This window comes from Paraclostridium dentum, from assembly GCF_048568265.1.
In the GTDB taxonomy this organism is placed as follows: Bacteria; Bacillota; Clostridia; order Peptostreptococcales; family Peptostreptococcaceae; genus Paraclostridium; species Paraclostridium dentum.
On sequence record NZ_CP183813.1, the window covers coordinates 2,178,866 to 2,203,632 of the forward strand.

At 26.7% G+C, this 24,767-nt stretch carries 28 protein-coding genes; 11 read left to right on the top strand and 17 right to left on the bottom strand.

Annotated elements, in window-relative coordinates:
* Positions 1 to 83 precede the first annotated feature (83 nt).
* Entirely contained in the window at positions 84 to 536 is a 453-nt protein-coding gene (locus ACN6I1_RS09980) for a hypothetical protein (protein ID WP_021429741.1), read from the top strand.
* 49 nt (positions 537 to 585) lie between these two features.
* Here ACN6I1_RS09980 and ACN6I1_RS09985 read toward each other — a convergent pair whose 3' ends face one another.
* Positions 586 to 843, bottom strand: a complete 258-nt coding sequence (locus tag ACN6I1_RS09985) for a TIGR03905 family TSCPD domain-containing protein (protein ID WP_021429622.1) — start codon at positions 841 to 843, stop codon at positions 586 to 588.
* Positions 844 to 1,044: 201 nt separating this feature from the next.
* On the opposite strand from ACN6I1_RS09985, the gene ACN6I1_RS09990 reads away from it, so the two are divergent.
* Together ACN6I1_RS09990 and ACN6I1_RS09995 are read left to right on the top strand one after the other, a co-directional pair.
* Positions 1,045 to 1,491 carry a hypothetical protein gene (locus ACN6I1_RS09990; RefSeq protein ID WP_053831569.1) on the top strand — a complete coding sequence of 149 codons (447 nt, stop codon included), beginning with the start codon at positions 1,045 to 1,047 and terminating at the stop codon, positions 1,489 to 1,491.
* Positions 1,492 to 1,594: 103 nt separating this feature from the next.
* Entirely contained in the window at positions 1,595 to 2,350 is a 756-nt protein-coding gene (locus ACN6I1_RS09995; RefSeq protein WP_021429681.1) for a peptidylprolyl isomerase, read from the top strand.
* A gap of 40 nt (positions 2,351 to 2,390) precedes the next feature.
* Here ACN6I1_RS09995 and ACN6I1_RS10000 read toward each other — a convergent pair whose 3' ends face one another.
* A complete protein-coding gene (locus tag ACN6I1_RS10000; RefSeq protein ID WP_021429554.1) occupies positions 2,391 to 2,795 on the bottom strand; it encodes a CBS domain-containing protein in 405 nt (134 codons plus the stop codon).
* A 188-nt stretch (positions 2,796 to 2,983) separates the two neighbouring features.
* Positions 2,984 to 4,129: an amidase domain-containing protein gene (locus tag ACN6I1_RS10005; RefSeq protein WP_419743304.1), complete on the bottom strand. Its 1,146-nt coding sequence runs from the start codon at positions 4,127 to 4,129 to the stop codon at positions 2,984 to 2,986.
* 164 nt (positions 4,130 to 4,293) lie between these two features.
* Between ACN6I1_RS10005 and ACN6I1_RS10010 the strand changes: the two genes are divergently transcribed.
* Both ACN6I1_RS10010 and ACN6I1_RS10015 read left to right on the top strand, forming a co-directional pair.
* Positions 4,294 to 4,908 carry a GNAT family N-acetyltransferase gene (locus ACN6I1_RS10010; protein ID WP_038285323.1) on the top strand — a complete coding sequence of 205 codons (615 nt, stop codon included), beginning with the start codon at positions 4,294 to 4,296 and terminating at the stop codon, positions 4,906 to 4,908.
* Between the two features lie 187 nt (positions 4,909 to 5,095).
* Positions 5,096 to 5,416 carry a YlbF family regulator gene (locus ACN6I1_RS10015; RefSeq protein WP_021433607.1) on the top strand — a complete coding sequence of 107 codons (321 nt, stop codon included), beginning with the start codon at positions 5,096 to 5,098 and terminating at the stop codon, positions 5,414 to 5,416.
* A 27-nt stretch (positions 5,417 to 5,443) separates the two neighbouring features.
* Here the strand turns inward: ACN6I1_RS10015 and ACN6I1_RS10020 are convergent, their stop codons facing one another.
* Both ACN6I1_RS10020 and ACN6I1_RS10025 read right to left on the bottom strand, forming a co-directional pair.
* On the bottom strand, positions 5,444 to 6,142 hold the full coding sequence (locus ACN6I1_RS10020) for a M15 family metallopeptidase (RefSeq protein WP_419741816.1): 699 nt from the start codon (positions 6,140 to 6,142) through the stop codon (positions 5,444 to 5,446).
* A 115-nt stretch (positions 6,143 to 6,257) separates the two neighbouring features.
* Entirely contained in the window at positions 6,258 to 7,511 is a 1,254-nt protein-coding gene (locus tag ACN6I1_RS10025; RefSeq protein WP_419741817.1) for a hypothetical protein, read from the bottom strand.
* Positions 7,512 to 7,741: 230 nt separating this feature from the next.
* Here ACN6I1_RS10025 and ACN6I1_RS10030 point away from each other — a divergent pair, with 230 nt between their 5' ends.
* Both ACN6I1_RS10030 and ACN6I1_RS10035 read left to right on the top strand, forming a co-directional pair.
* Positions 7,742 to 7,957: a hypothetical protein gene (locus tag ACN6I1_RS10030; RefSeq protein WP_419741818.1), complete on the top strand. Its 216-nt coding sequence runs from the start codon at positions 7,742 to 7,744 to the stop codon at positions 7,955 to 7,957.
* A 104-nt stretch (positions 7,958 to 8,061) separates the two neighbouring features.
* Positions 8,062 to 8,250 (top strand): hypothetical protein, encoded by a 189-nt coding sequence (locus tag ACN6I1_RS10035; protein ID WP_021429692.1) that lies wholly within the window; start codon positions 8,062 to 8,064, stop codon positions 8,248 to 8,250.
* 31 nt (positions 8,251 to 8,281) lie between these two features.
* Here ACN6I1_RS10035 and ACN6I1_RS10040 read toward each other — a convergent pair whose 3' ends face one another.
* The 5 genes from ACN6I1_RS10040 to ACN6I1_RS10060 form a co-directional block, all read right to left on the bottom strand.
* Positions 8,282 to 9,280 (bottom strand): DUF4097 family beta strand repeat-containing protein, encoded by a 999-nt coding sequence (locus ACN6I1_RS10040; RefSeq protein WP_419741819.1) that lies wholly within the window; start codon positions 9,278 to 9,280, stop codon positions 8,282 to 8,284.
* Positions 9,273 to 9,989, bottom strand: a complete 717-nt coding sequence (locus ACN6I1_RS10045; protein WP_419741820.1) for a DUF1700 domain-containing protein — start codon at positions 9,987 to 9,989, stop codon at positions 9,273 to 9,275. The genes ACN6I1_RS10040 and ACN6I1_RS10045 overlap by 8 nt, the downstream gene beginning before the upstream one ends.
* A gap of 13 nt (positions 9,990 to 10,002) precedes the next feature.
* On the bottom strand, positions 10,003 to 10,314 hold the full coding sequence (locus ACN6I1_RS10050; RefSeq protein ID WP_021429543.1) for a PadR family transcriptional regulator: 312 nt from the start codon (positions 10,312 to 10,314) through the stop codon (positions 10,003 to 10,005).
* 291 nt (positions 10,315 to 10,605) lie between these two features.
* Complete coding sequence (locus ACN6I1_RS10055; RefSeq protein WP_035115031.1) at positions 10,606 to 11,637, bottom strand: M42 family metallopeptidase; 1,032 nt, start codon at positions 11,635 to 11,637, stop codon at positions 10,606 to 10,608.
* Positions 11,638 to 11,656: 19 nt separating this feature from the next.
* The gene (locus ACN6I1_RS10060) at positions 11,657 to 12,991 is read right to left on the bottom strand and encodes a YjiH family protein (protein ID WP_419741821.1); all 1,335 of its coding nucleotides are present in this window, start codon (positions 12,989 to 12,991) and stop codon (positions 11,657 to 11,659) included.
* Between the two features lie 94 nt (positions 12,992 to 13,085).
* Here ACN6I1_RS10060 and ACN6I1_RS10065 point away from each other — a divergent pair, with 94 nt between their 5' ends.
* Positions 13,086 to 14,204, top strand: coding sequence for an MGDG synthase family glycosyltransferase (locus ACN6I1_RS10065; RefSeq protein WP_419741822.1), 1,119 nt, complete (start codon positions 13,086 to 13,088; stop codon positions 14,202 to 14,204).
* 9 nt (positions 14,205 to 14,213) lie between these two features.
* On the opposite strand, the gene ACN6I1_RS10070 is transcribed toward ACN6I1_RS10065, so the two are convergent.
* From ACN6I1_RS10070 to ACN6I1_RS10080, 3 genes are all read right to left on the bottom strand, one after another.
* Entirely contained in the window at positions 14,214 to 14,900 is a 687-nt protein-coding gene (locus tag ACN6I1_RS10070; RefSeq protein WP_025161603.1) for a hypothetical protein, read from the bottom strand.
* 177 nt (positions 14,901 to 15,077) lie between these two features.
* Positions 15,078 to 16,346 (bottom strand): cation:proton antiporter, encoded by a 1,269-nt coding sequence (locus tag ACN6I1_RS10075; protein WP_021433617.1) that lies wholly within the window; start codon positions 16,344 to 16,346, stop codon positions 15,078 to 15,080.
* A gap of 309 nt (positions 16,347 to 16,655) precedes the next feature.
* Positions 16,656 to 17,450 carry a M23 family metallopeptidase gene (locus ACN6I1_RS10080; protein WP_419741823.1) on the bottom strand — a complete coding sequence of 265 codons (795 nt, stop codon included), beginning with the start codon at positions 17,448 to 17,450 and terminating at the stop codon, positions 16,656 to 16,658.
* Between the two features lie 162 nt (positions 17,451 to 17,612).
* Between ACN6I1_RS10080 and ACN6I1_RS10085 the strand changes: the two genes are divergently transcribed.
* A complete protein-coding gene (locus ACN6I1_RS10085; protein ID WP_035115037.1) occupies positions 17,613 to 17,993 on the top strand; it encodes a hypothetical protein in 381 nt (126 codons plus the stop codon).
* A 104-nt stretch (positions 17,994 to 18,097) separates the two neighbouring features.
* On the opposite strand, the gene ACN6I1_RS10090 is transcribed toward ACN6I1_RS10085, so the two are convergent.
* Positions 18,098 to 19,996, bottom strand: coding sequence for a glutamine synthetase catalytic domain protein (locus ACN6I1_RS10090; protein WP_021429770.1), 1,899 nt, complete (start codon positions 19,994 to 19,996; stop codon positions 18,098 to 18,100).
* Positions 19,997 to 20,220: 224 nt separating this feature from the next.
* On the opposite strand from ACN6I1_RS10090, the gene ACN6I1_RS10095 reads away from it, so the two are divergent.
* A complete protein-coding gene (locus tag ACN6I1_RS10095; RefSeq protein ID WP_025161604.1) occupies positions 20,221 to 21,060 on the top strand; it encodes a 3'-5' exonuclease in 840 nt (279 codons plus the stop codon).
* Positions 21,061 to 21,095: 35 nt separating this feature from the next.
* Here the strand turns inward: ACN6I1_RS10095 and ACN6I1_RS10100 are convergent, their stop codons facing one another.
* From ACN6I1_RS10100 to ACN6I1_RS10110, 3 genes are read right to left on the bottom strand one after another with little or no spacing between them, the layout of a single operon-like run.
* The gene (locus tag ACN6I1_RS10100) at positions 21,096 to 21,422 is read right to left on the bottom strand and encodes a hypothetical protein (RefSeq protein WP_021429765.1); all 327 of its coding nucleotides are present in this window, start codon (positions 21,420 to 21,422) and stop codon (positions 21,096 to 21,098) included.
* Between the two features lie 60 nt (positions 21,423 to 21,482).
* Positions 21,483 to 22,235 (bottom strand): exodeoxyribonuclease III, encoded by a 753-nt coding sequence (locus tag ACN6I1_RS10105; protein WP_419741824.1) that lies wholly within the window; start codon positions 22,233 to 22,235, stop codon positions 21,483 to 21,485.
* A 17-nt stretch (positions 22,236 to 22,252) separates the two neighbouring features.
* A complete protein-coding gene (locus tag ACN6I1_RS10110) occupies positions 22,253 to 23,203 on the bottom strand; it encodes a DUF4931 domain-containing protein (protein WP_419741825.1) in 951 nt (316 codons plus the stop codon).
* A gap of 259 nt (positions 23,204 to 23,462) precedes the next feature.
* Between ACN6I1_RS10110 and ACN6I1_RS10115 the strand changes: the two genes are divergently transcribed.
* The gene (locus tag ACN6I1_RS10115; RefSeq protein WP_025161607.1) at positions 23,463 to 24,677 is read left to right on the top strand and encodes a pyridoxal phosphate-dependent aminotransferase; all 1,215 of its coding nucleotides are present in this window, start codon (positions 23,463 to 23,465) and stop codon (positions 24,675 to 24,677) included.
* Positions 24,678 to 24,767: the final 90 nt, after the last annotated feature.

Sequence of the window (24,767 nt, forward strand, 5' to 3'; positions counted from 1 at the left end):
TTGTACATACTATAAATATATTTTAAATTTCAAGCATAACTTGTTATCATAATTTAAATTTGAAATAATCTAGGAGGATTAATATGAGCTTAAAAGACAAATTCGCAGCATCATACGCTAGATCTAAAACAATGTCTGGCCCTGAAAAAAAAGCTAATGAAATAATGGGGAAATTATTACTTAAAAAGAGTATTATTCCTATGATCATAATGTTAGTTGTTTGGATGACAGGTATATACTTTAAAGTTAATGGTTGGGTATTATTCGGAATCGTACTTGTTATCGCTGTTGGTACTTATTTTTACATCAAAAAACAAGGTGACAAATATCAAAACTTCAAACCTTTTGTTGGAAATTTAATAAGCCTTGAGAAAAAGGGTAAAAAAGAATATGTAGCTATAATAAAACAAGGTAAAAGAGTTGATAAGTTACAAATAAAATATGGTGGCGAAGAGTTAGAAAAAGTTAAAAAGAACCAATTAGTTCAAATAAGTTATAATAAAGATGAAAAAATTGCAATCGTTGTAACTAAATAATTTTTCAAAGGAAAAGCTTCTACTAAATTAATGTAGAAGCTTTTTTATATTACTCTTTTAATACATACTTTTTATATATTTTAAGCGCATTCGCAAGCTGATCTGGGCAAGATGATTCTCTATTTTTACATGGAATTTTTTCAAATGCTTCTATAATTTCATCAATATTCTTTCCTTCAATCAAATTTTTAATTCCGATTAAATTTCCTGCACAACCCCCTTCAAATATTACATCTTTTAACATATCTCCTTCTATGTCTAATAAAATTGATTTTGAACAAACACCACTAGTATAATATCTATACATACACATCACCTTATTTTAATATTTTATACATATTTATTTATAAACAGTATAATTTATGAGGATTTTAAATATTTTTTTATAATTTATATTTTATATATATCAATTAGTAGTTATAATTATAATAATAGCTATATTTGCTCTGAATATATTAGATAGATTGTGTATATAATCTATTAGATTATCTTTTAGGATGTGATACTTATGAGTGATGTGTTAAAAGAAAACAAACTAAACTTATTTAATAATTTATTTAAATTTTTATTTCTTATGTTTTGGGTTATGTTTTGGTTTATAGGAATAATCCTTACAGATTATAAATTTAATAAAATAGCAATATACTTTTTTATTGCATATAGTTCAGTTTGTATAATATATATTATTAGTTATGTAATTTATATGAAAGCTTCAAATAATTTTGAAAAAAAGATAGAAGTTTTTTATAAAATTTCAACGCTTTTATCATTTATTTTCTCCACATTAAGTTACTATATATTTCCTATTAGCATTATGTGGTTTTTAATTAAGCTATCATTATTATTTACATATATGTATATTTCTATATTAAAAGTTTATAAATACAAACTTGAAGAAGGCGTTGTTGGTATACTAGCATCTGCTTTAATGCTATTTATGTTTCTTAGATACTAAAATTATTAGTTTTTTGAAATATTAGACATATTTAGTATTTTTTGATATTATTTATCTTAGTAGTAAAATACTATTAATAATCAAATAAAAAGGAGTTATTATAATGGAAAGAACAGTTTTAGCCACTATCGGTGAAAAAGAAATAACTAATATTGATATCGAGAATGCTTTAAAAAGCTTAGACCCATACCAAGCTATGCAATTTAATACAGAAGAAGGTAAAAAAAGATTACTAGAAGATTTAGTAAATCAAGAGTTATTCTACCTTGAAGCTAAAGACGAAAATTTACATAATGACGAAAACTTCAAAGCTGAAATGAAAAGAATAGAGGAAAATATGTTAAAACAATATTCTATAAATAAAGTTTTAGCATCTGTTAAATTAACTGATGAAGAAATAGCTAACTTCTATGAAGCTAACAAAACTAAATTTGTTAAACCTGAAACAGCATCTGCTAAACATATATTAGTTGATACTGAAGAATTAGCTAATGACTTATTAAACAAAATAAATAGTAATGAAATATCATTCGAAGAAGCAGCTAGAGAGCATTCTTCTTGCCCATCTAAAGATGCTGATGGAGACTTAGGTACTTTCCCTAGAGGACAAATGGTTCCTGAGTTCGAAGAAGCTGTATTTAATATGAATAGAGGCGACGTACAAGGTCCAGTTAAAACTCAATTCGGATATCACTTAATAAAAGTAGAAGATAGACATGAAGGTGGTCAATCTGAACTTGATGAAGTTAAGGAAGAAATAGCTAAAAGCTTAATGTACCAAAAACAAAATGAAGTTTACTCTTCAAAAATAAATGACTTAAAAGCTAAGTATAATAATTTAGTAAAATTAAACGACTAATAAAAAAAGATAACTAATGGCTAAACATTAGTTATCTTTTTTATGATTTTATCTTTTTATAACAATATTCAATTATATCTCTTCTTTTAATTATCCCAATAAAAATATTTTGATCATCTATAACTGGCACAAAATTTTGGTTCATAGATTTAGATATCAAATCTTCTATATTTGCATTTATAGATACAGGTTTATTGTCCATTCTTCTTTTTACATCACATACATATACATCTTCTATGGCTTTTAATTCTAAATTTAAATCATTCTTTAGATACCATAGTAAGTCCCCCTCTGTAATAGTCCCTACATACGCGCCTTCACGATTTATAATAGGTATAGCAGAATATCTATGATACTCCATCTTCTCTAATGCCTGTCTCATTGTATAGTCATCATATATATATGCTACTTCACTTTTGGGTGTTATAAAAAATAGTATATTCAAATACTACACCTCCTATTAAGTAGTATAAACTTAAAAATACATCTATCCATATTTTATCATATATTTAATAAGATTTGAATAAATTAGATTTTATTTCTAATTAAAAAAATTTACTTTGCTTAAGCGACTTTTTAATATCTTAAAATAAAAAAGCTATTTTTATTTTACTAAAAATAGCTTTTTTACTATTAATAATTAACTTTTATTAAATGGAACTTTATAGATTTATCACTCCAACCTAAATCCCAAGGAACTAATAACCTATCAGTATTGTGACACGTTACAAGTGGATATCCTTTAGAATCTACTCCTGTGACCGTAGATACATGAGTTATTCTACCATTTTTCTCATAAGCAACTATATCTCCAGGAGTCATGTTATATGCTAGCTTGTACACTTCTTCGTACGAACCTTTTCCTATTAATGATCCTCTTCCACTATATACCAAATAATTTTTAAATCCTTGGGCATTTACCCAAGCTTTAGTTCCTTCTGTTCCTTCGTAATTCCATGTTCCATTTTTCTTGAATCTTCCACTTTCAAACATAATTTGAGATGCATAATTTGCACAATCTCCTCCATCGGGATTGAAATCTTTATATTTTGAGTTAAATTTCATTCCATGCTCTTCATCTGCTGCAGCTCCACAATATTTATGTGCATAGTCAATTGCTTTAATCTGTTCAGTAGTTAAGTTTGCACCCTTCTTTTCTTGAGCTAATATATAATTTCTAATATCATCTGATTTTATGTTATCTAGATGAAGAGAATCTGCAAATGGATCAGTATACCATTCTTTTGTAATTATATATTCATTATCTACAATTCTCATATTAAGATAATGATATGTTCCTATCCTAAACATATTTTTCATATCTGGTTGATTCTCATAAGAATAATTGTATTCAGTAGATACAGAACATATAATTCCATATAAATTTTCCTCTTTTTCTTTTACTTTACTAATTTTAACTCTAGTTTTTATATCATTAAATTTAACACCTTGCTTATATGACCAGTTTTCTAAATATTTCATTTTAGTCACTTCTTGTTCATATGCCCATAATCCAAATTTATGATTTACATCATATAATTTTTTCAAAACATCATCATTTTTAGTCAATATAGCCTCATTTCTATGATCAAACAAATTTTCAAGTAAAAGTTGAAATTGTTCTTTTTCTGGATCTTTATTAGCTTTTACAATTTCATTTCCTCTTATAAATGCATTCAACTTTAGGTCATTTTTATTGTTTAAAATAATTGTAGTAATAATACAAATTCCTGCTAATACTAATATTCTCCTTAGTTTTTTGCCTTTTGTATTTTTTATGTTCAAGTTTGTTCCTCCTATCAAATAATAGACTTTATCTTAAGAATATAGAGTATTTCAAAGCTAATATAATATTTTATATAGTTTTTACATTTTTTTAGCCAAATATAATTAAATTTATGGTATAATTGTCTAACATTAAATTAAAGGAAAGAGGTGCTCAGTTGCTAACAAAAATGAAACTGTCTAAAGTAAATAATGTTCTTACTAATAATATATATGCAAATTTTCGTTTTTTAAGTGAGGAAAATTTTGGTGATGTCTCAAAACTCTACGAAGAAGTGAGTAATTCTATGGATAATAAAAATTGGTTAAAAAGTAGAGATCATGCCGGATTAAAAAAAACCGTCGATAATGGTGGTTTTATAATTGGTTGTTATGTAGGTTTAGATCTTATTGCTTGTGCTCTTTGTGATGTCCCTAGCATAAAGGATTTAGAACTTTTATCTTCTTTAGGAGTTTCTGTTGAAGACTTTAAAAGCACTTATATATCAGGTTTTGTTATGGTTCATCCTATGTACAGAGGAAATTCGCTTCAAAGTAAATTACTTGATTTAAGAATAGATATAGCTAAATCTCAACGTAAAAAATATATATTAACAGTAGCTGCTGTAGATAATATTCACAGCATAAACAATATTTTAAATAAAGGATTTGAATTCAAAACTCAACAGGAAAATGAATATGGAATTTTAAGAAACATATTCTTAAAAGATTTATTCCCTTGTGATGAAAATGAAAATTTCATAGATAACAACATTATGACTGATGTAATATAAAAGAGACCTTTAAAATAAAGGTCTCTTTTTCCACGTTGTAAGGTTCTTATATGTCTTTGTACTTCATAGTATATATTATTCATAATTGTTAATTTTGCTACACTTTAATTTGAAAGATAAGTAACACTTATTATTTATTTTTATAATATATTATTAAGTTAGTTTATACTTTTCAAGGGGGTATTTTATGAATATTAATGATAAGGCAAAAGATTTGGCATTATGCATAAGAAATACTAGTGAGTTTAAAACTATGAATAAAGCAAAGAAAGATCTTGATAGAAATTCAACTTTACGAAAACAATTTGATGAATATGTAAAAAAGAAAAACCTTATATATTCTAGATATAAGATAGAGGATGCATCAAAAAAAATAAGCCAATTAAATAGAGATTATGATAAATTTTTTAATCATCCTCTAGTTTCTAATTATATGAATGCAAATAGGAATTTTAATACGATGATGGAAAACTTATATAAACAAATAGAATCTGAATTAACTAAATAAAAAATAAAAGAGACGATTACGTCTCTTTTATTTTTCAAAGTGTTGATAGTCTTTTAAATTAGACCATTCTCCACCCCATGTCCACCCTCTTTTAGTAAAGGCATTATAGCATGCATCACCCTTTTTTATCATCCCCTTAATATTTTCATTTCTTTCTATGTAATCTTGACCTTTCTTAGGGCTTACAACTCCATTTTTGACCATAGGATTAATAAGAGGATTTATATCTATAGCTAATCCTTTTGAATGGTTTGATAATACTTTTGATCCGTCTACAACTCTATAACAAAACGAAGATGTATTATTATCGGACATAGATAATTCATCATCTGCACCATAATTATCAATTATACTTACTTTTTCTATAGGATACTTATTTTCATAAAGTTCTTTAAATATATCTATAACTTCTTTCGATACCTTTTTACTAACTACCATATCTCCTATGTGTGGCTTATTATCAAATCCATAGTATGTTATTTTTAAATAATCCAAAGAATCTTTATCAACAGAATCTTTATCAGGAATAGAGTTCCCAATCATCTTTTCATATATATTATCTGGAATATTTTGAACTTCAAATAAAGGTTTAAATTCTTCTTTCTCTATTTTTTTAGTTACTTTTACATTATTAGATTCTTTCTTTTCATTAAATGTATTACACCCAATACAAGCTAAAATCACGCAACTAATTATAGCTACGTATAAAATTTTTTTAAAAAACATTATAACTTTTCCTTTCTCTACTTAAAATTAACTATACATATATTATATTATTATTTTACGCCAAAAAAATCAAAGCTCATAGCTAATAACTATGAGCTTTGATTTTTTTATTTAATTAATCCTCTAAATTATACATCATATTGTTCATCATATTTTGCATATACATATAATAGTTCATCCACATATCTTGCATTTCTTCCATTCCCATATTTTCCATATACATATATGGCTCATCCATTGATGGATATTTATTTGCAAACTCACCCATATATTGCATTGGTTCCATATTATATATAGGATTTATATATAATCCAGTTTCCTCTTCTTTGATTAACATTATATCGTCTAAATTACAATATTCATCATCATTTTTATTATTGTTTTGTCCATTGCAGAAGTTAAATTCACATCCACATGATTGTTTCATTTCTTTTTTAGGTTTACAATAAGTTGGACTTACATATTTAGGTTCGCATGTACAACTTGGTTTTTCTTCTTTACATGTATTAATTGGTTTACATGATTTTTCTTCTTTGCATGTATGCATTGGTTTACATGATTTTTCTTCTTTGCATGTATGCATTGGTTTGCATGGCTTACATGATTTCTTTTCTTTACATGGTTCTTCTATTCCTAAATCCACGTAGCAAGATTTTTTCGGCTTACAGTCTTCCATTTCATAACATCCTGCAATTTTTTCTTGACATTTTTTCATCATATCTTCACATTTTTTAGATTTACCTTCGTATTCTTTTATCTTTTCTCCAGCAACTTTGTAGCACTTCATAGCCTTTTCATCACACTTCATAGCTTGAGAATATAGACATTTTGCTTGTTCATTTACATTTTGAGATTTTTCATATAAGCATTTTGCTTTTTCACAGTATTGTTCTGCTTCATCTCCTGCTTGCTCTGCTTCTTTGTATAAACATTTCGCTCTTGCACAAAGGTCTTCCGATTTACATAAAAGTTGATTTGCTTGTTTTCTAAGTTTCTCAGCTTCTGTTTCATTGTCCATAGACTCTTTAGCTAATTTTTTAGCTTTAGCTTCTAACGCTTTAGCTTTTTTATCAAATTCTTTAGCTTCTTCATATGACTCTACAGCCAAGCATTCACAATCTAAAGCTTTTTTAAATAATCTCTCAGCTTCTTGTGCTAACTTAACACATGTATCATCAAATTTTATTTCACAGTCATCACATGGCCCTGGAGGACAGCAAGTTGGTTCTAATTTTTTTACCGGTTCACATTTTTTATAAACTGTTTTTTTGCATGGTTCACAGTAGCTTTCTTTTTCTTTTTTTGGATTGCAACCTATATTTGCAGAACAGCTATTATAACATTTTTTCTTTTTTCTCATTGTACTCATAGCTAGTCAAAACCCCTTTGTTGTATTTTATTTTAACTAAGCAAATTAATATGCTTAATACTAATTATATGAAAGTATCTTTGTGTGGTTACTAATAATGTCTAAAATATATACAAAAATTACCTTTAAATTTATTTTTTTCTTACTATAAATTTTCTTTTATTACATAAGATATATATGATTAAAATTTATATCAAAACACTAAATTATAGTTGATTGGAGTGATTAATTTGAATAATAACAAAATAAATAATGAAAACATTAATAATCAAATTGATGATTATACTAAAAAAGGACAAGAGTATATAGAAAAAGCTGAACAAAAAGCTAATGAACTTTTGTCAAAAGCTAATGGTGTTGCACATGATGTGGCTGATAAAACAAACGACATGGCTGAAGATGTGGAAAATGCAGTAAAAAAAAAGACAACTATGAGTCTAAAGTAGACTATCCTTATGATGAATGTTGCTGTGGTACAAATTTTGAGTGTTTTGATGACCCAAAAACTACAGTTGACTATATAAAGGATTATGCTAAAGAACATCCTGTAATGACAGCTACAGCAGTTTCTGCTACAGTTCTAACAGGACTTAGCTTAGTTAGTCCAAAAACAAGAAAAGTAACTGTACCTGTTGCTAAGTATGCAGTTAAGCAACAAGCAAAATTCACATTAGGAGTTGGAATGTTAGCTATGGCTACTTACTTATCAAGTAAATCTGACTTTAACTCTTATAACTAATAAAAAAGGAGCTTTTAAAGCTCCTTTTATTTTAAATATTTCTAATGTTTATTATTTGTGATTTTATATCTACATTATATTTATTTTGATTTTCTTCATTTTGTTTTATAGTTCCATTAAATTTTTTCATAGGGTCCTGATTATTATCTTGTTCATCTTCAAAGTATATATTCTCAGATGCATCTAAATTAAATTCTATATTATATTTATCCGTAGGTAAATCTAAATACGTCATTCCATTTTTATTGTCTATATTTAATTTTTTTGCAATAGGAACTGTAGATTCTATGTTTATACTAGGTGAATATTTTGTTGCTATTATATTAAATGTTTCTGGTATAAAGTTTTCTATATTTTCAATAAATACATCATCAGGCATAGATTGTAAATATACTCCTGCAGTAGTACTTATATTTATATTCTTTATTCCTAATATTTCACTAGCTTTTAGATTTATATCTCCATTTGAACTTATAGTTAAGTTCTCTAAACTTTTAACTTCTTTTGGCAATGTTATTTGACTGTATTCAGTTGAAAAAGTTACTCTTTCATTTAATACATCCTTATCCGTTATAATTAGATCTCCATATCTAGTTTTAGCTTGTATATCTACATTATTTGGAACATACACAATTATTTTATTTGAACCTAAGTTTAGCATGTTTATTACAGCATCCCCAAATCCCTGAATTTCCATATCTATATGTCTATTTTCTTCATTCTGTTTTATATTAAATATGTTTTCTTTGTTATCTATAGTTAGCGTATTATTATTTAAAGTACCTACTTGAACAATTTTAAGTTTGTCAGAGTTACTTTTTTTAACTTCTACATTTATGTTTTTAGTGTCTATGTCTAATTGTTTTACATCAATCTGCTTTTCATATATTGTAACTTTTTCACTTGCTTTTTTTGCACATTCATTTATATAGTTAGTTGCAAATGGTACTGCAGCTATCGATGATGATATAGTCCCTATAATTCCTATAGCAATCAATATAACTGCAAATATAGTTATTTTTTTATTCATCTATATCATCTCCTTTGTAATTTATTTTGTTTTCTTTTGCATGGATATATTTTTTCTTATTTCTTAACCAATTTATATATTGCTTATATATTTTTTTTCCTAGCTTCATAATATATAAATAAACCTGTACTACTAATATATCAAATCCTATAATTCCTATACTAGAAAATACTATAAGTGAAGCTATAGAGCTGTCTAATCCAAATAATGGTCCTGAAGTTCCTAATAACGCGATAAATGCTATGTTTAATGCCCCAATAGTTAATCCTGCACTTGCCATCATTAATATAAATAAAACCCAAATACACATTAATCCAAAACTCAAACAAGCTAGTAGTACTTTTATAAGTTTAGTTGATAATCCCTCATCATCATTTTTTAAATTTGGAGTTAACTTATTATTTATAACATCTTTAGTTTTATAGTAACTGTCTTTTAATCTTATTTTGACTTGGTTTACACCGTCATGAAATTTATCAAATTTTTTGTTACTATTATTAATTTTGCTTTCTTTCATCTCTCCTACTAAATCTCTAACTATAGATTTAGGTGATCCTAGGGATTCTATAATTTGTAAATCACTTTTTCCTTCTATTTCTCCATCTATAAAGTATTCTTCATAATCTCTTAATATATCATTAACCTCATCATCAGAAAAGTGATTAGATAAATAGTCTTTTAATATTTCTAAAAATTCTCTTTTATTCAACCTTAATACCTCCTTAATCTAAATTAATAAGATAATCTACTGCGTTGGTAAAGTTTTTCCATTCTTTTATAAGACTTATTAAATTTTCTTTACCTAACCCCGTTATCTTATAATACTTTCTAGCTGGCCCTTCATTTGATTCTAATATATATGTCTCAAAATACCCTTCTTTAGTCAAACGTCTAAGTAAAGGATATATAGTTCCTTCATTTACTTCTATAACCTTAGAAATGTTTTGAACTATTTCATATCCATACATATCTTTTTTAGATATAAGAGCTAGAACACATATCTCTAAAACACCTTTTTTGAATTGTGTATTCATTTACTCCATCCTTTCTATAAAAATAACTACTATGCTTTATATAGTACCTTGTTTAATCATCGTCATAATCATATGATAGCACACTACTGTGCGCTACACAATACCTTGTTAAATTTTTTATTTATCTCCCCTTGCTCCCTCTAATTAAAAAAGTCGTACTATTCGTTTTCACAGATCAAGTATAACTAACTAATTTAAGCGACATTTACAGGTTGATTTTATACCTGTATGGAGCAAATTAGGTAGTTATACTGATCAAGGCTTACGAAAAGTACGACTTTTTAATTTTTATTATTTAACGTATTCTGTTACTAATTTTATAGTTTCTATAATAGACTCTAAATTAGTTCTTTCATATCCATGAGATGCAAATATTCCAGCACCTATTAAAGCTGTTTTAACGTCATATCCAGCTTTTAACATAGCCCCTGCATCTGATCCGTAATTAGGATAAGTATCAACTTTATATCCTATATTGTTATCCTTAGCAATTTGAATAAGTCTATTTGTTAATTCATAATCATATGGTCCACCTGAATCTTTTGCACATATACATACATCGTATTCAGTTGAGTTTTGACCATCTCCTGGGCACCCCATATCAATAGCTATAAACTCTCTAGTTTTTTCTGGCACAGCTGCTGATGATCCATGTCCAACCTCTTCATAATTACTGAAGAAAAAGTTTACAGTATGTTTTGGTTTTATTCCAACAAGCTTTAAATACTCTATAACATATAAAGCTGCTGCAACTGAAGCTTTATCGTCTAAATGTCTAGATTTTACAAATCCAGAATCAGTTATTTTAACTCTAGGGTCAAAAGATATAAAGTCTCCTACTTCTATTCCTAATTCTTTAGTATCTTCTTTAGAACAAACTTGCTCATCTATAACAACTTCATAGTTAGCTGGAACTCTTGGAAGTTCTCTACAATCAGAGTGTATATGCACAGATGGTTTTATAGTTTGAATAGTGCCTTCATAAACCTTTCCACATCTTGTATGTATTTTACAACATTCACCCTCAACTGAAGTCATCATATATCCACCAACTTGAGTTAATGCCAATCTTCCATTTCCTTTAACTTCTTTTACCATTGCCCCTAATGTATCTACATGGCAAGATAAAGTCTTTTGATATTCATCGTCATCACCTTTTATTGTAGCAACTACAGCACCCTTATTTGTTACTTTATAATCAACATTTAAAGTTTTTAAAACTCCTGTTATATACTCCATTATATTTTGAGTATAACCAGATGGACTTGGTATATTTAACACTTCCGTTAAATATTTTTTTACTAACTCAGATTTATATTCCATAACCTAAACCTCCCTATTTTTATAAGTTTCCTATAATTAAATAGTAAAATAAATAAATTATTGTCAGAGATATTAATATTTTTTCTATTCCAATCACTAAAAGTTCCATTTTTTTAATCGGAATATCAGTACTATCTACATATACCATATTAGTACTAATTGATATCGTTTGCACTATAGATATTATAAATATTATAAGACCAGATATATCTTTTATATCATTATTTATAAGTTCTATATACCTACCTCCATTAAACATGCCTAAACATAAAGCTTCGTTTATTTGAACTTTTGATGGCAAATTAAACATTTCTATAATTGGATAAGTAATTTCACCTATAGTGTCAATCAATCCTGTATTATTTATTAAAAACTCTCCTACAAATATAATTATAACTAAATTGGGTAATATTGTCATAATTATATTAAATGATTCTTTAAAATTTTCAAACATATAAAATATTAACTTATTATTTTTTTTAGTAGATACATGTCTCCTTATCGCATTTTTAAACTTATCCTTTTTAAAACTACATTCTTTGTAAGCGCTTTTGTATAAGTAAGATTTTTTCTTAACTTTTAAAGGCCATATCCTACACATTAAACAGTTAACAACTAAGGATAAATTTATAACCATAAAAATAGTAAATGCTACAGACTTTAAGCTTAATTCATCTGCTAAATAGTAACAATTTAAAATGCTAGTAAAAGAGAAACAAGAAATCATTATGCACGCTTCACTTTGTCTAAGTTTTCCTTTTTTATATAGATGGCTAGTCATAAACATCCCACTAAATATATCTACAAATAAATACACTAATATATTTAATACACATTTTCCACTTAGTTTAAAAGCTTTTTTAGTGTATTTTTGAAAATATGCTTCAAAAATTTCTAATAGACCATACTCTGTTATAAGAGGTAAAAAGAAAGAACTTATTGATAGAATAATAACTGATTTAAACAAAAAATCTCTCATAAATAGTAAACTGCTATTATTATATGCCCTAAATTCAATTTTAGAAAAAATTATAAGTATGAATAATATACTTATAGGTTTTATGCACTTTATTATATTACTAAGTGCATCATATTCCTTTTCTTTGTGTTTAATTATAGGTAATACAGATCCTATAGATACCATTATAAATAAATACAACTTAATTAATTCTATATACCTAGATTGAATAAAAAAGTATAAATGATATATAATTGTATTTGTAGAACCTTTTAAATTTATCGGCAAAAAAAATATAAAAATACCACAAATTGAATATATTACTATTCTAAATGAATCCATTAATTCAAAATTTTTATATTCATTGCTTTTTTCTTTTGTATCAATTCCTTCCATCCATTACCTCCATACATATAATATATAATTGATTTAATATTTATATAAATGTATAATACTATCATTAATTAAATTTTAAAAAAGAGGTGATATATTGAATAACACCAAAAAAACAATATTGATTCTTACCGCTCAATTTGGAGCCGGACATATAAGTGCAGCTAATGCTATTAAAGAATACATACTTGAAGAACAGCCTTCATATAAAGTTGTTATACAAAACTTTATAAGTGCAAGTGTTCCAAAAATGAATAAGCCACTTGTTAAACTTTATGAAGCTAATACAAAATATACTCCTGGACTATACAATTATTATTACTATTTAAAAAAATCATTTGACTCTAGACATGATATAGCTTATAAAATGTATACTCCAAAATTATCCCAGTATATAATGGAAACTAATCCAGATCTTATAATTTCAACGTTTCCTATGGCTTGCACTTGTGTTGATTATTTTAAAACTAAAAATCCTGAGTTTAAGGTTCCAACTATTACAGTAGTTACTGACGTTGTCGATAGTCTTGAATGGATTTATCCAACTACTAATATGTATTTTGTAGCTTCTCATGAGATAAAAAATAGATACGTTCAAAAAGGCATAAATCCTAATATAGTTAAAGTAACTGGAGTTCCTGTAAAAAAAGAATTTGAGCATAACTCAGAACAAAATTCATCTCAAAAACATAAGCTACTTATAGTTGGTGGTGGTAGAGGTTTATTTGATATGGAAGATGATTTTTTTTACTACATAGATGATTTATTAGACTTAAATGGAGATGCATTAAAAGTCACTATAGTGTGTGGTAAAAATCAAAAACTTTATGATAAATTAACAGAAAAAAAACCTCTTAAAAACATTAATGTTTTAGGATTCGTAACAAATATGCCATATCTATTGAAAGAACATACATTATTGATAACAAAACCTGGTGGTGCAACTTTATTTGAAGCTATAAAAAGTGAAATTCCAGTAGTTGTCATGCTTCCTAAAGTTGGACAAGAGATAGAAAATGCCCGATTTATAATAGATAAAGGTATCGGCATTGTATATAACGATGAAGATGACTTAAAAAACTTATTAGATGCTTTAGTTGATAAAAGATTAAACGATAGAATAAACTTCATGGTAGACAATATAATTAATTTTAAAAATTCTATAGATTATAATAAAATTGCATCTTTTGTTACACAATTAATAGGGACTTTATAAAATAGTCCCTTATTTATTAATATTTTTATATTTATTAATATTTATTATCTTTGATTCATTTGTAACAAATTTAATATTTTTTATATTACTTTTAGTTAATATATATTTTGTGTTCTTTATAAATTTAGAAATTAGCACAGCTTCTCCTATAAAAAATATAATACATATTGAAGCCTCAATGTTTAAATTATTCAAATATCCTGTTTTTCCTAAGCTAAATACTGAATGAGATTTTACTAAAATTAAAATTAATATATGGATAATTACAATCGATGTAAGCTTATAAAATTCTTTATATAAGTTATTTTTTTTGATTGAGTTAATGATTTGAATTTGGCTGAAATTAAGGATTTTCAATATATCTATGTATATCTGTTTAAATATGTTTCTATCTACTAAGTTTAATATCACTATAACTATAGAAGCAATTATTAAACAATATATATTATATATATATATATGATAAGGCTCATTTAATCCTATCTTTAAAGATTGCATAAAGGTGTATCCAATTGAAAAAAATAAACCTGAAAAATTAAACCTAAATTGATTGTATTTAATGATCATAGAGTATGCAATTAAAATCATAGTAGTCGTCATAAGAGAATATATTTTAGATTCTCCTTTAAATATAGAAAATAGAACAACCGGAGCAATAAAATATACCAAGGCATCTCCTATAAGCCTTTTTTTCATAAATCCACCTCCATTTTATTGAATATTTCAAATCTTCCTATAATTTTTCTCTATATAAAATAAATTCTATTAAACTACTTTTTTTCCTCCTTTTCCATAGTTTTTATTCACAAAAATAAAGACTATCTAACGAAAGTTATATGGATCATATTACTTTACCTAGATAGCCTTTATTTTTTATGCTACTTTTTCAGTTTTTGAATTTTCATTTTTATCATCTTCTAATAAACCTAATTTTTTAGCTAATATCTTTGTAGTACTAGCTTGTACGATTAATGTTATTAAAATTGTCATAAATACAACTGATGAAATTATTTGATAACCTGGAAGTTGCATAGATACAATTATTCCTGATAGAGCCGCTGGTATAACCCCTGTTTCTCTTACCCACATCATAAACAACTTATCTTTAAAATTCCATTTAGCTTGTCTATCAAATAATGTACATATTAAAACTACTAATGGTCTTGCTACAAACATTAAAACTAAAACTACTAATAGTGAAGGTAACCAATATTGTGCTAGTGCAGATAGGTCTACATGAGTTCCTAAGACTATAAATATAGCCATTCTACATAATGCTCCTACACTCTCTCTAAAACAATGTTCTGCATGAAAATCAATATCTGGTACCCATAGTCCGAATAATTTTCTATTTCCTGCTATAAGTCCTGCTATAAATACAGCCATATATCCACTTCCATGTAACTTAGTAGCTATTTCATAAGCTAATGCAACCTTTAAAACAGAAATTATTGGTGCATATGAGTGGAATACACCCCATTTTTTGTCTGACACTAAAAGTGAAAATAATAAACCTATAACAACTCCAACTGCTAATCCTACTACTACTGAAATTAATAATTCCTTTGCACTTTCACCAAGTGAAAATGATCCTGATGTTATAACTGCCAATAAAGTACTTACTAGTATTGCTCCTACTGCATCATTAAATGCTGATTCGCTTACTACTGTTTGCTTAATTTTATCTTTTATTGCAACTTGCTTAAATACTGGTATAAGTGCTGCTGGATCTGTAGATGCTATGACTGCACCTATAAGTAAAGCCGTCATAATTGATACTGGGAAAATTTTACTAGTTGCTAATCCAACTACAACTGTAGATATTACAACTCCTAAAGTCGAAAGTAAACCTACACTAATTTTAACTTTATTTAAAACTTTTAAATTTATCTCTCTACCGCCTTCATATAATATAAATGCCGATCCGAAAGTCAGTATAAGATTATTTTCTATTGGAAAAGCTTCTATACTTATTATATTTAAAACAGCTGGCCCTATTATTATTCCTGCTATTAAATATAAAATTACATCGGGTAATTTTAGTATTTCACTTAATTTACCTAATACTATACCTGTTACTACTACTACTGAAAATATAAACAATAGATTGTTGGTAGCAATTGCCTCCATTGTATTTTCCATACTGTTCACCCCATTCTTTCCATTAATTAGATTTCTAACTGTTTTCTTATCAAACAATTAATAATTATAGTACTCTTGAAATATAAAGTCAATTACTTAATAATTTTTCATTATATTTAAAAAACTCAAACAATTACCTTCAAAACCTTTTTATTTTAATTTTTATTAAATAATTGGTAATACCAATTTCAAGAATAAAATAAATTCACTAAAATTCTTTCTTTATTAAATCAAACAATAAAAAAGCTTATATAATAAACTTTTAATTTTTTATCATATAAGCCTTTAATTTCAATAGTTTTTTAATTTTTATTTAGAAGTTATATCTAAAGGATTTTTTAATTCTCCATTTATCGTTACTTCAAAATGAACATGATTACCTGTTGATCGTCCTGTTGAACCTACCTTAGCAATAGGTTGCCCTTTATATACTAAATCACCCTCGTTGACTATGTTCTGACTATTATGTCCATATATAGAAGTTTTTCCATCAAAATGTTTTATAGCCACTACATTTCCATATCCATTTTGAATACCTGAAAAACTTACAACCCCATAGTCAGTAGATAATACTTCAGTTCCATAATCAGCAGGTATATCTACACCCTTATGAAGTTTTCTTTCTTTAGTTATAGGATGAATTCTATAACCAAAAGGCGAACTCAACTCTGTAAATCCTGGAACAGGCCAAGATCCATAATTTACTTTTCCATTCATTTCATTTTTCAAATTATTTTCTTGGTTTTCTAAATTTTTAACTTGATCATTTAAAGGTAATTTCGACTCCTCTAAAGCTTTTATTTCTAACTCTACAGAATTTTTCAATAAATCTTCATTGTCTTTTAAGCTCTTTTCATCATCAACAAAATTTAATTGAACAACTTCCACATCACTAGATTCTTTTTGAATTAACTTTTTTTCTTCTATAGATTTATCTATATCTGAAATTTTTTCATTGATATTTTTTTGTTCAATTTTTAAGTTGTATATATCTTTTACAATTTGTTCACCTGATGAATTTTCAGTTTCTGCTCCATATATATTAAGTGTACTCATAGTCGTTATTAAACCTACAGCCATTAATATTTTAAAACTCTTAACCATACTTTTTCCTCCTTCTTAATAACTATTTCTTAATATAGACAAGTTAAATATAAATTATTCAAAATTTAACTTAATATCAATCACAATGGACAATCAAACTTAATAAAATAATATAAACTATTTGTTTAAACCTATTAATTTATTTAAAAAGGGGAAGATAATATGATTAAAAATCAAGAGGTTATCTTTGGAATTATATCTGCTATATTCATAATAATATATTCTGCATCATACATACTTTCTGATATATATTTGATAGTGAACTCTAGAACTTTAAAATCAAATATAAATAAAGTACTCCCTACGCTTAGCAAACTAAATACACCTTCACTAATACTATCACTTGCATGTTTAATACCTCATATTTATACATTAAAAGCTAATTTTTCTATATTTGATAGTAGTTCTATGTTATTATTTGTATTGTTTATGGCAACTTGCACAAAGTTAAATTTTTTAAATAAATTAAAAATAAAACAATACTCATCTATAATTGCTTATTTATTAATAGTAAGTTTATCTGTTCATATATTTTTCAGATAAAAAGTTCATTCAATATAACAAAAGGGATTAAGCTTTGCTTAATCCCTTTCTAAATTCTAAATAAAAGTAGTTTAATATACTCTTTTATCTAATTATAAAAACTATTAAAATATGTTTTTTTGATATTGAATATATTTTTGTTGAACTTCTTTCATTTTCTTTTTCATTTCTATTTGAAGATTCGATGCTGTTTCATAATCTTTAATTTCTATAGAATCTTTTATTCTTGTAAATAAAGATTTTTTATTCATTGTATCTTTCATTAAATAATGTTTTATATAGTTTATCTCTTCCCATAATACTTCATCTAAAACGTCCATATCATCATTTATGTGTAATTTTTTTAAACTTCTTATTATATCTATATTATCTTGTATAATTCTATTTTTAAGCTCTTTTTTCCATTTGTCTATAGCCCCTACTTTAAATGAGTCTATTATTTTATCTGAAAATACATTTCCTTGAGTTAATGATTCTAACTTATAGCTTTGAGTTTCTAAGTTTTTCATATTCTCATATACAGTAGCTGGAGGAGTTGAAAATCTTTGATTTCTTTCTTCTTCTTCATAATCTTCAAATACATCATTTTCGTCTCTATAGGCTCTATTTTTTTCTAGATAAAAACTATTTTCGCCTATATCTTTTGATAGTTCCTTCTCTAATTCCTTTGTACCTAATTTACTCTCTGCAACAGCCTTTATTCCATGAATTATAGTTTGGTATGCTCCAGCTATAACTAAATAAGTATTAGATAATGGATTTGGAGATCTAAGCTCAAATCTTGTAGCTAAAGGACTATTGAGATCTCTTATAAGTCCAACTAATATAGATCTATTTCTTGATGGAACTTCGTAAGAGTGACCTACTGATGTAACTATACAAACAGGGGCTTCAAAACCTGGAACTAATCTATTGAATCCATCATTAGACGAAGTAACGAATGGGTTTAGTACTTCATAGTTTCTAAGTATTCCCATTAAAGCCCCATATCCAAACTTTGTAGTATAATCATTTTTCATATCTTCTGGCGAAAATAAATTGACTATCTTTCCATTTTTAAGCTTTGCACTAATTCCAAAGTGAGTGTGTTCTCCACTTCCTGCAACACTATCTAAAGGCTTAGCTTTGAAAGTTACTTCTAAACCACTCCTACAAAAAACGTCTTCTATAACTTCTCTAGCCAATAATTCATTATCCGCGCATTGAAGTGGTGTTGAATATTTCCAGTCTATTTCCAATTGTTCCATTGCATGGTTAGTTTTTCCATCTATACTAATAGAGCTTGTTATTCCTCCAACCTCTTTATGACCCATTTCTGGTTCTACCCCTAAATTTTGAAGTATTATTAGACTATTTTCTAGACAAGTTCTTATAATTCCTTTTGTTCTTTTCCAATACTGTTCTTTTAAACTTTGAGATACATGAAGAGCTTCTATATCAGCTTTATCTTCTGGTGTGTTTACCCAAAATTCTAGTTCTGTTGCAGCAGTTAGATTTATACTTTCTATTTCATCTATGCTACTTATCCCTAGACCTTCAAGCATGTGTGGTTGTTGTGATATTATGTTCATTATAACTTCTTTTGTGTATTCTTCTGACTTTTTTAAAATCCCTCTAGAGCAAACTCTTTTTCCTTCATGTAATAAAAATGCTGGTATTTTTAAAGTTCCTATCGGTAAGTTGCACTTATTACACATATTTTCCATATTATAATCTATATACCAAATAGCATCATTATCTGGCATTAAATCAACTTTTGCATTGTTTAATGTTGCTATATTGTATAATTCAACACTAGAACCATCAGTTTGTATCCCTGAATTTAAAAATCCTGTAATATCATCTAGAAAAAGTTCTATAGGTATTTTTTCATCTATAGCATTTCCACCTAGATCAACTCCCATCAGAGATACAAATTTTATATTTTCATGTTGAGACAATAGTTCCTTTAAATCTTTTTCATTGTGACTATGTTTTTCAATAACATATAATAAAGATTGCATTTTTATCCCCCAATTCACTGATTTTATTTTATGATTTGCAAGTTATAATGTTTTTCAGAATAAAACACTTTTAATTCGCAATATAATTTATATTATTATAATATATTTGTATTTTGTTCGCAATATATTTAATTTTTTAAATTTACTTAAAAATCCTGTGTATGATTTTTTTTTTACATAGGGTATACTAAATTAATAACCAAAAATTTTTAGGAGAGATTCGTATGGAATATATAGTTTTCGATTTAGAATTTAATCAGGGATTTGATAAAGAAAATAACAAAACATTTTCTAATGAACAATGCCCTTTTGAAATAATACAAATAGGAGCTATAAAACTTGATGCTAATTTTAATATAATCGACAAATTTAGTAGTTTTGTAAAACCCAATATATATAAAACCATCCATCCATTCGTTGGAAAAATGACTCATATAACATTGGACAAAGTAAAAGATGCACCTTCTTTTTCAAACGTATATAAGGAATTTAGAAAGTTTATTTCTAGCAAGTCTAGTATAATGTGCGTTTGGGGTTCTGGAGATTTAAAGGAGTTATACAGAAATATAAATTATTACTCACTTCCTTCAAAAGGATTGCCCCAGTTATATATAAACGTTCAGCAGTACGCATCATCTTACTTTAATAATCCAACTGGCCAAAGTATCGGCCTTCAAAATGCTATACAAATTTTACAGCTTGAACAAGACAAGGCATACCACGATGCTTTAAACGACGCTTACTATACAGCTTTAGTTTTAAAAAATATCTACGATGAAAATATAGTTGCAGATACTTATGTATATACACCTGTTAAATCCAATAGAACTAGATCTAAATCAGTTAAAAAGAAAGTTAACTACCTTGCTTTATTTGAAGAATTTAAAAAGATACTAGGAAGAGATTTAACTTCAGATGATAAGAAACTTATAGATTTAGCTTATAAGATGGGGAAAACTAATCAGTTTTTAATAGATGATATACCAGCTCCAACACCTAAAGCTTCACCTAAATCTAGTAAGAAAAAATCAAAACATGGTTTTAAGTATAAAAAAAGAAGATAAGTCCTAATTTTAGGACTTATCTTTTTTATATATTTTTATGCATTCAAAAACAACATTTTTATATTTTCATATTGTGCAAACTCTACAACATCTATTGGTTTATCTTCATTTCTAAATTTGCTTTCTTTTCCTACATATACATTTACATTTCCAACTTGATTGTATACTTCATCTATAATATTTATAAAATCTTCACTTTTTAAGCTTTCTCCTTTAGACTTTATAAATACTACACTTTCATTATCTTCATTTCTAACTATAGACTCTATTCCAAACAAAAGACTCTCTTCTTTTATATAAACAACTTCAGCGCCTAAAGCTATCCCTTTATTTACTTTTTCTTTAAGCTGTACTATATTCATAATACCCTCCTTTATTTAATAGTTTATTAAATTATATTAAAGGTATTATGATTTTATGTTTTATTTTATCACTAACTCAACTGGACAATGATCAGAACCTAGTATTTCAGTATGAATGTTCGCTGATACCAATCTATCTTTTAACTTATCAGATGCACAGAAATAATCAATTCTCCATCCAGCATTATTGTTTCTAGCATTAAATCTATATGACCACCAGCTATATACGCCTTCTTTATCTGGATTAAAGAATCTATAAGTATCTATAAATCCTGAATTTAAAAAATCTGTGAATTTATTTCTTTCATCATCTGTAAATCCAGCATTTTTTCTATTTGTCTTAGGATTTTTCAAATCTATCTCTGTATGAGCTACATTTAAATCCCCACACATTATAACAGGTTTTATCTCATCTAACCTATTTAAATAATCTCTAAAATCATCTTCCCACTGCATTCTATATTCAAGTCTTTTTAAACCCTGTTGTGAATTTGGAGTATATACTGTAACAAAGTAAAAATCTTCAAATTCTAATGTTATAACTCTTCCTTCATTATCATGCTCTTCTATTCCTATTCCATACTTAACATCTAATGCCTTATTTTTTGAAAATATAGCAGTCCCTGAATAACCTTTCTTTTGAGCATAATTCCAATAATCATAGTATCCTTCAATATCTAAGTCAATTTGACCTTCTTGAAGTTTTGTTTCTTGCAAACAAAATATATCTGCATCTATTTCTTTAAAAAATTCCATAAAGCCTTTAGTTACACAAGCTCTCAGGCCGTTTACATTCCAAGATATAAATTTCATATTTTTCTCCTTTGTATCTACTTAAATTTTATTTTTTTCGCAAAGTCTTGTGGCTTAGTTGAAGATACATATATCCCATTACTTACTTCAAATCCCCCAAAGTTATATTTTCTAGGAATTACATGGAAATGCAAATGAAATAAATTATCATTTTCTAATCCCTTTGGATGCGCATGCATACATAAATTAAAAGGCATATATCCACATTCAATGTATATTTTTTCAAATACTTTTTTAAATATATAGGCAAGTTCATTTAAGTTTACTTCACTTAAATTTTCAAACTTAGAACTATCTTTACATATTATTCTAACTTCATTGTTATACATGGATGCATATGGAATTAGCACCAAGAAATTTTCTCCGTTATGCACAACTCTTTCATTTAAACTTATTTCTTCATTTATTACTTTCTCATACAAACTTTCTTTTTTACTTTCATAGTACTCTTTTAGTATCTCTACTTCATTTTTTATATATTTAGGTACTAAAGACATAGAAATAATTTGCGAATGAGGATGAGCTAAAGATGCTCCAGCCTTCTTAAGAAAGTTCTTAAATATACTAATATATACAGTATCTTTATTTTCTATATACTCTTTATACCTATTTTGGTATGCGAGAAACATATTTTTAAATTCAATTTCACTCATATTATAAAAAGAACCATTGTGTCTGTATGTATCTATAATAACTTCATGAATTCCACTTATTCCTATTGCCCCTTCTTCTATTATTGGATATTTATTATAAATAGATTTGCATATCCATCCAGAATCACTATTTATTTGAAAAGTCGTTCCTGCTGAAAGTTCTTCATTCCCTCTACAAAAAGGGCATTTCTCTTCATAAATATTAGCTAATTCTTTTTCATCTTCAATTTTTTTCATATCAGTTGGTCTACCTGTTCTATCAGGAGCAAATATAATTACATCTCCACTAAATAAATCTACCCTTAAATCACTCAAATTTAACACCTCTATTCAGAGTATTTATTAATTAATTAATTTTTAAATATATACTTAATATAATATCTTCAAAATACTACTTTGCTATAATATTTTTTGTAAATCTATAGTTATAATTTTACATATTTTATCACAGATTGCAAATCTTATAAAACCCTTATGATATCTGAAAAAACTGAGTGCTTTTTATCTTCGTTTATGATATTATTCTCTTGTAAGGGGATTTTACATATTTTTCATAATACAGGGGGTATTAAAAATGTACTTTTCTAATAGAGTTATTTCTATGCAATCTTCACCTATAAGAAAGTTAGTTCCTTATGCAACAGCTGCAAAGGAAAAGGGAATAAAGGTTTATCATTTAAACATAGGTCAACCTGATATAAAAACACCTAAAGGTTTTTTTGATGCTGTCAATACTTTTAATAGCGATGTTTTAGAGTATGCTGTATCTCAAGGTTTGCCTGAGTTAATAGATGCAATGATTGATTATTATGCTACATATGACATGAATTTTGAAAAAGATGAAATACTTATAACTAATGGTGGTAGTGAGGCTTTATTATTTTCCATGATGGCTATTTGTGATCCTGGTGACAACATTCTAGTGCCTGAACCATTTTATACAAACTACAATGGTTTTAGCTCTTGTGTAAACGTTTTTGTAAAACCTATAACTACGCATCCAGAAAATGGATTCCATCTTCCAAACAAAGAAGAAATTTGTTCTAAGATTGATAAAAACACTAAAGCAATACTTATATCAAATCCAGGAAATCCAACTGGAACTGTTTATACAAAAGAAGAGGTTCATATGTTAGCTGATATAGCAAAAGAAAATAACTTATGGATAATCGCTGATGAAGTTTATAGAGAATTTGTTTATGATAACTTAGATTATATAAGCTTCGGAAATATAGAAGAAATCAAAGATAGAGTAATAATAGTTGACAGCGTATCAAAAAGATATAGTGCATGTGGAGCAAGAATAGGGTCTTTAGCTTGTAAAAATAAAGAGTTCATTGCTCAGGTTTTAAAATTATGTCAAGGAAGATTGTGTGTATCTACTCTTGACCAAATAGGATCTATAGAATTGTACAAAACTCCTAATACTTATTTTAAAAAAGTTAATGAAGAATATGAAAAAAGAAGAGATGTTTTATATAGTGAGTTAATGAAAGTTGAAGGAGTAATATGCAAAAAGCCAACAGGCGCATTTTATATACTTGCTAAATTGCCAATAGAAAATGCAGAAGATTTTGTAATCTGGATGTTAAATGAATTTGATGTAGATGGAGAAACTGTTATGGCTTGCCCTGCTGAAGGATTCTATGGAACTGAAGGCTTAGGTAAAAGCGAAATAAGACTTGCTTATATATTAAATGAACATGATTTAAAGAAAGCTGCAAATATTTTAAAAGAAGGTCTTGAAAAATATATGGAAGTTAAAAATGATTTAGCAACTAATAACTAAATTTAAAATAGACTAATCAAATGATTAGTCTATTTTTTCGCCACTTTTTACACTTACTGTTAACTTGTCTCTTAAATTGGGTGCTTATGC

Bases quoted from the DNA above. Each gene is read 5' to 3' on its own strand.
- ACN6I1_RS10060 (WP_419741821.1), bottom strand. From the start codon at position 12,991: ATGGAAGGAATTGATACAAAAGAAAAAAGCAATGAATATAAAAATTTT.
- ACN6I1_RS10095 (WP_025161604.1), top strand. From the start codon at position 20,221: ATGGAATATATAGTTTTCGATTTAGAATTTAATCAGGGATTTGATAAA.
- ACN6I1_RS10090 (WP_021429770.1), bottom strand. From the start codon at position 19,996: ATGCAATCTTTATTATATGTTATTGAAAAACATAGTCACAATGAAAAA.
- ACN6I1_RS09980 (WP_021429741.1), top strand. From the start codon at position 84: ATGAGCTTAAAAGACAAATTCGCAGCATCATACGCTAGATCTAAAACA.
- ACN6I1_RS10100 (WP_021429765.1), bottom strand. From the start codon at position 21,422: ATGAATATAGTACAGCTTAAAGAAAAAGTAAATAAAGGGATAGCTTTA.
- ACN6I1_RS10020 (WP_419741816.1), bottom strand. From the start codon at position 6,142: ATGTTTTTTAAAAAAATTTTATACGTAGCTATAATTAGTTGCGTGATT.
- ACN6I1_RS10035 (WP_021429692.1), top strand. From the start codon at position 8,062: ATGACAGCTACAGCAGTTTCTGCTACAGTTCTAACAGGACTTAGCTTA.
- ACN6I1_RS10080 (WP_419741823.1), bottom strand. From the start codon at position 17,450: ATGGTTAAGAGTTTTAAAATATTAATGGCTGTAGGTTTAATAACGACT.
- ACN6I1_RS10050 (WP_021429543.1), bottom strand. From the start codon at position 10,314: ATGAATACACAATTCAAAAAAGGTGTTTTAGAGATATGTGTTCTAGCT.
- ACN6I1_RS09990 (WP_053831569.1), top strand. From the start codon at position 1,045: ATGAGTGATGTGTTAAAAGAAAACAAACTAAACTTATTTAATAATTTA.
- ACN6I1_RS10025 (WP_419741817.1), bottom strand. From the start codon at position 7,511: ATGAGTACAATGAGAAAAAAGAAAAAATGTTATAATAGCTGTTCTGCA.
- ACN6I1_RS10085 (WP_035115037.1), top strand. From the start codon at position 17,613: ATGATTAAAAATCAAGAGGTTATCTTTGGAATTATATCTGCTATATTC.
- ACN6I1_RS10105 (WP_419741824.1), bottom strand. From the start codon at position 22,235: ATGAAATTTATATCTTGGAATGTAAACGGCCTGAGAGCTTGTGTAACT.
- ACN6I1_RS10055 (WP_035115031.1), bottom strand. From the start codon at position 11,637: ATGGAATATAAATCTGAGTTAGTAAAAAAATATTTAACGGAAGTGTTA.
- ACN6I1_RS10040 (WP_419741819.1), bottom strand. From the start codon at position 9,280: ATGAATAAAAAAATAACTATATTTGCAGTTATATTGATTGCTATAGGA.
- ACN6I1_RS10075 (WP_021433617.1), bottom strand. From the start codon at position 16,346: ATGGAAAATACAATGGAGGCAATTGCTACCAACAATCTATTGTTTATA.
- ACN6I1_RS10115 (WP_025161607.1), top strand. From the start codon at position 23,463: ATGTACTTTTCTAATAGAGTTATTTCTATGCAATCTTCACCTATAAGA.
- ACN6I1_RS09985 (WP_021429622.1), bottom strand. From the start codon at position 843: ATGTATAGATATTATACTAGTGGTGTTTGTTCAAAATCAATTTTATTA.
- ACN6I1_RS10015 (WP_021433607.1), top strand. From the start codon at position 5,096: ATGAATATTAATGATAAGGCAAAAGATTTGGCATTATGCATAAGAAAT.
- ACN6I1_RS10070 (WP_025161603.1), bottom strand. From the start codon at position 14,900: ATGAAAAAAAGGCTTATAGGAGATGCCTTGGTATATTTTATTGCTCCG.
- ACN6I1_RS09995 (WP_021429681.1), top strand. From the start codon at position 1,595: ATGGAAAGAACAGTTTTAGCCACTATCGGTGAAAAAGAAATAACTAAT.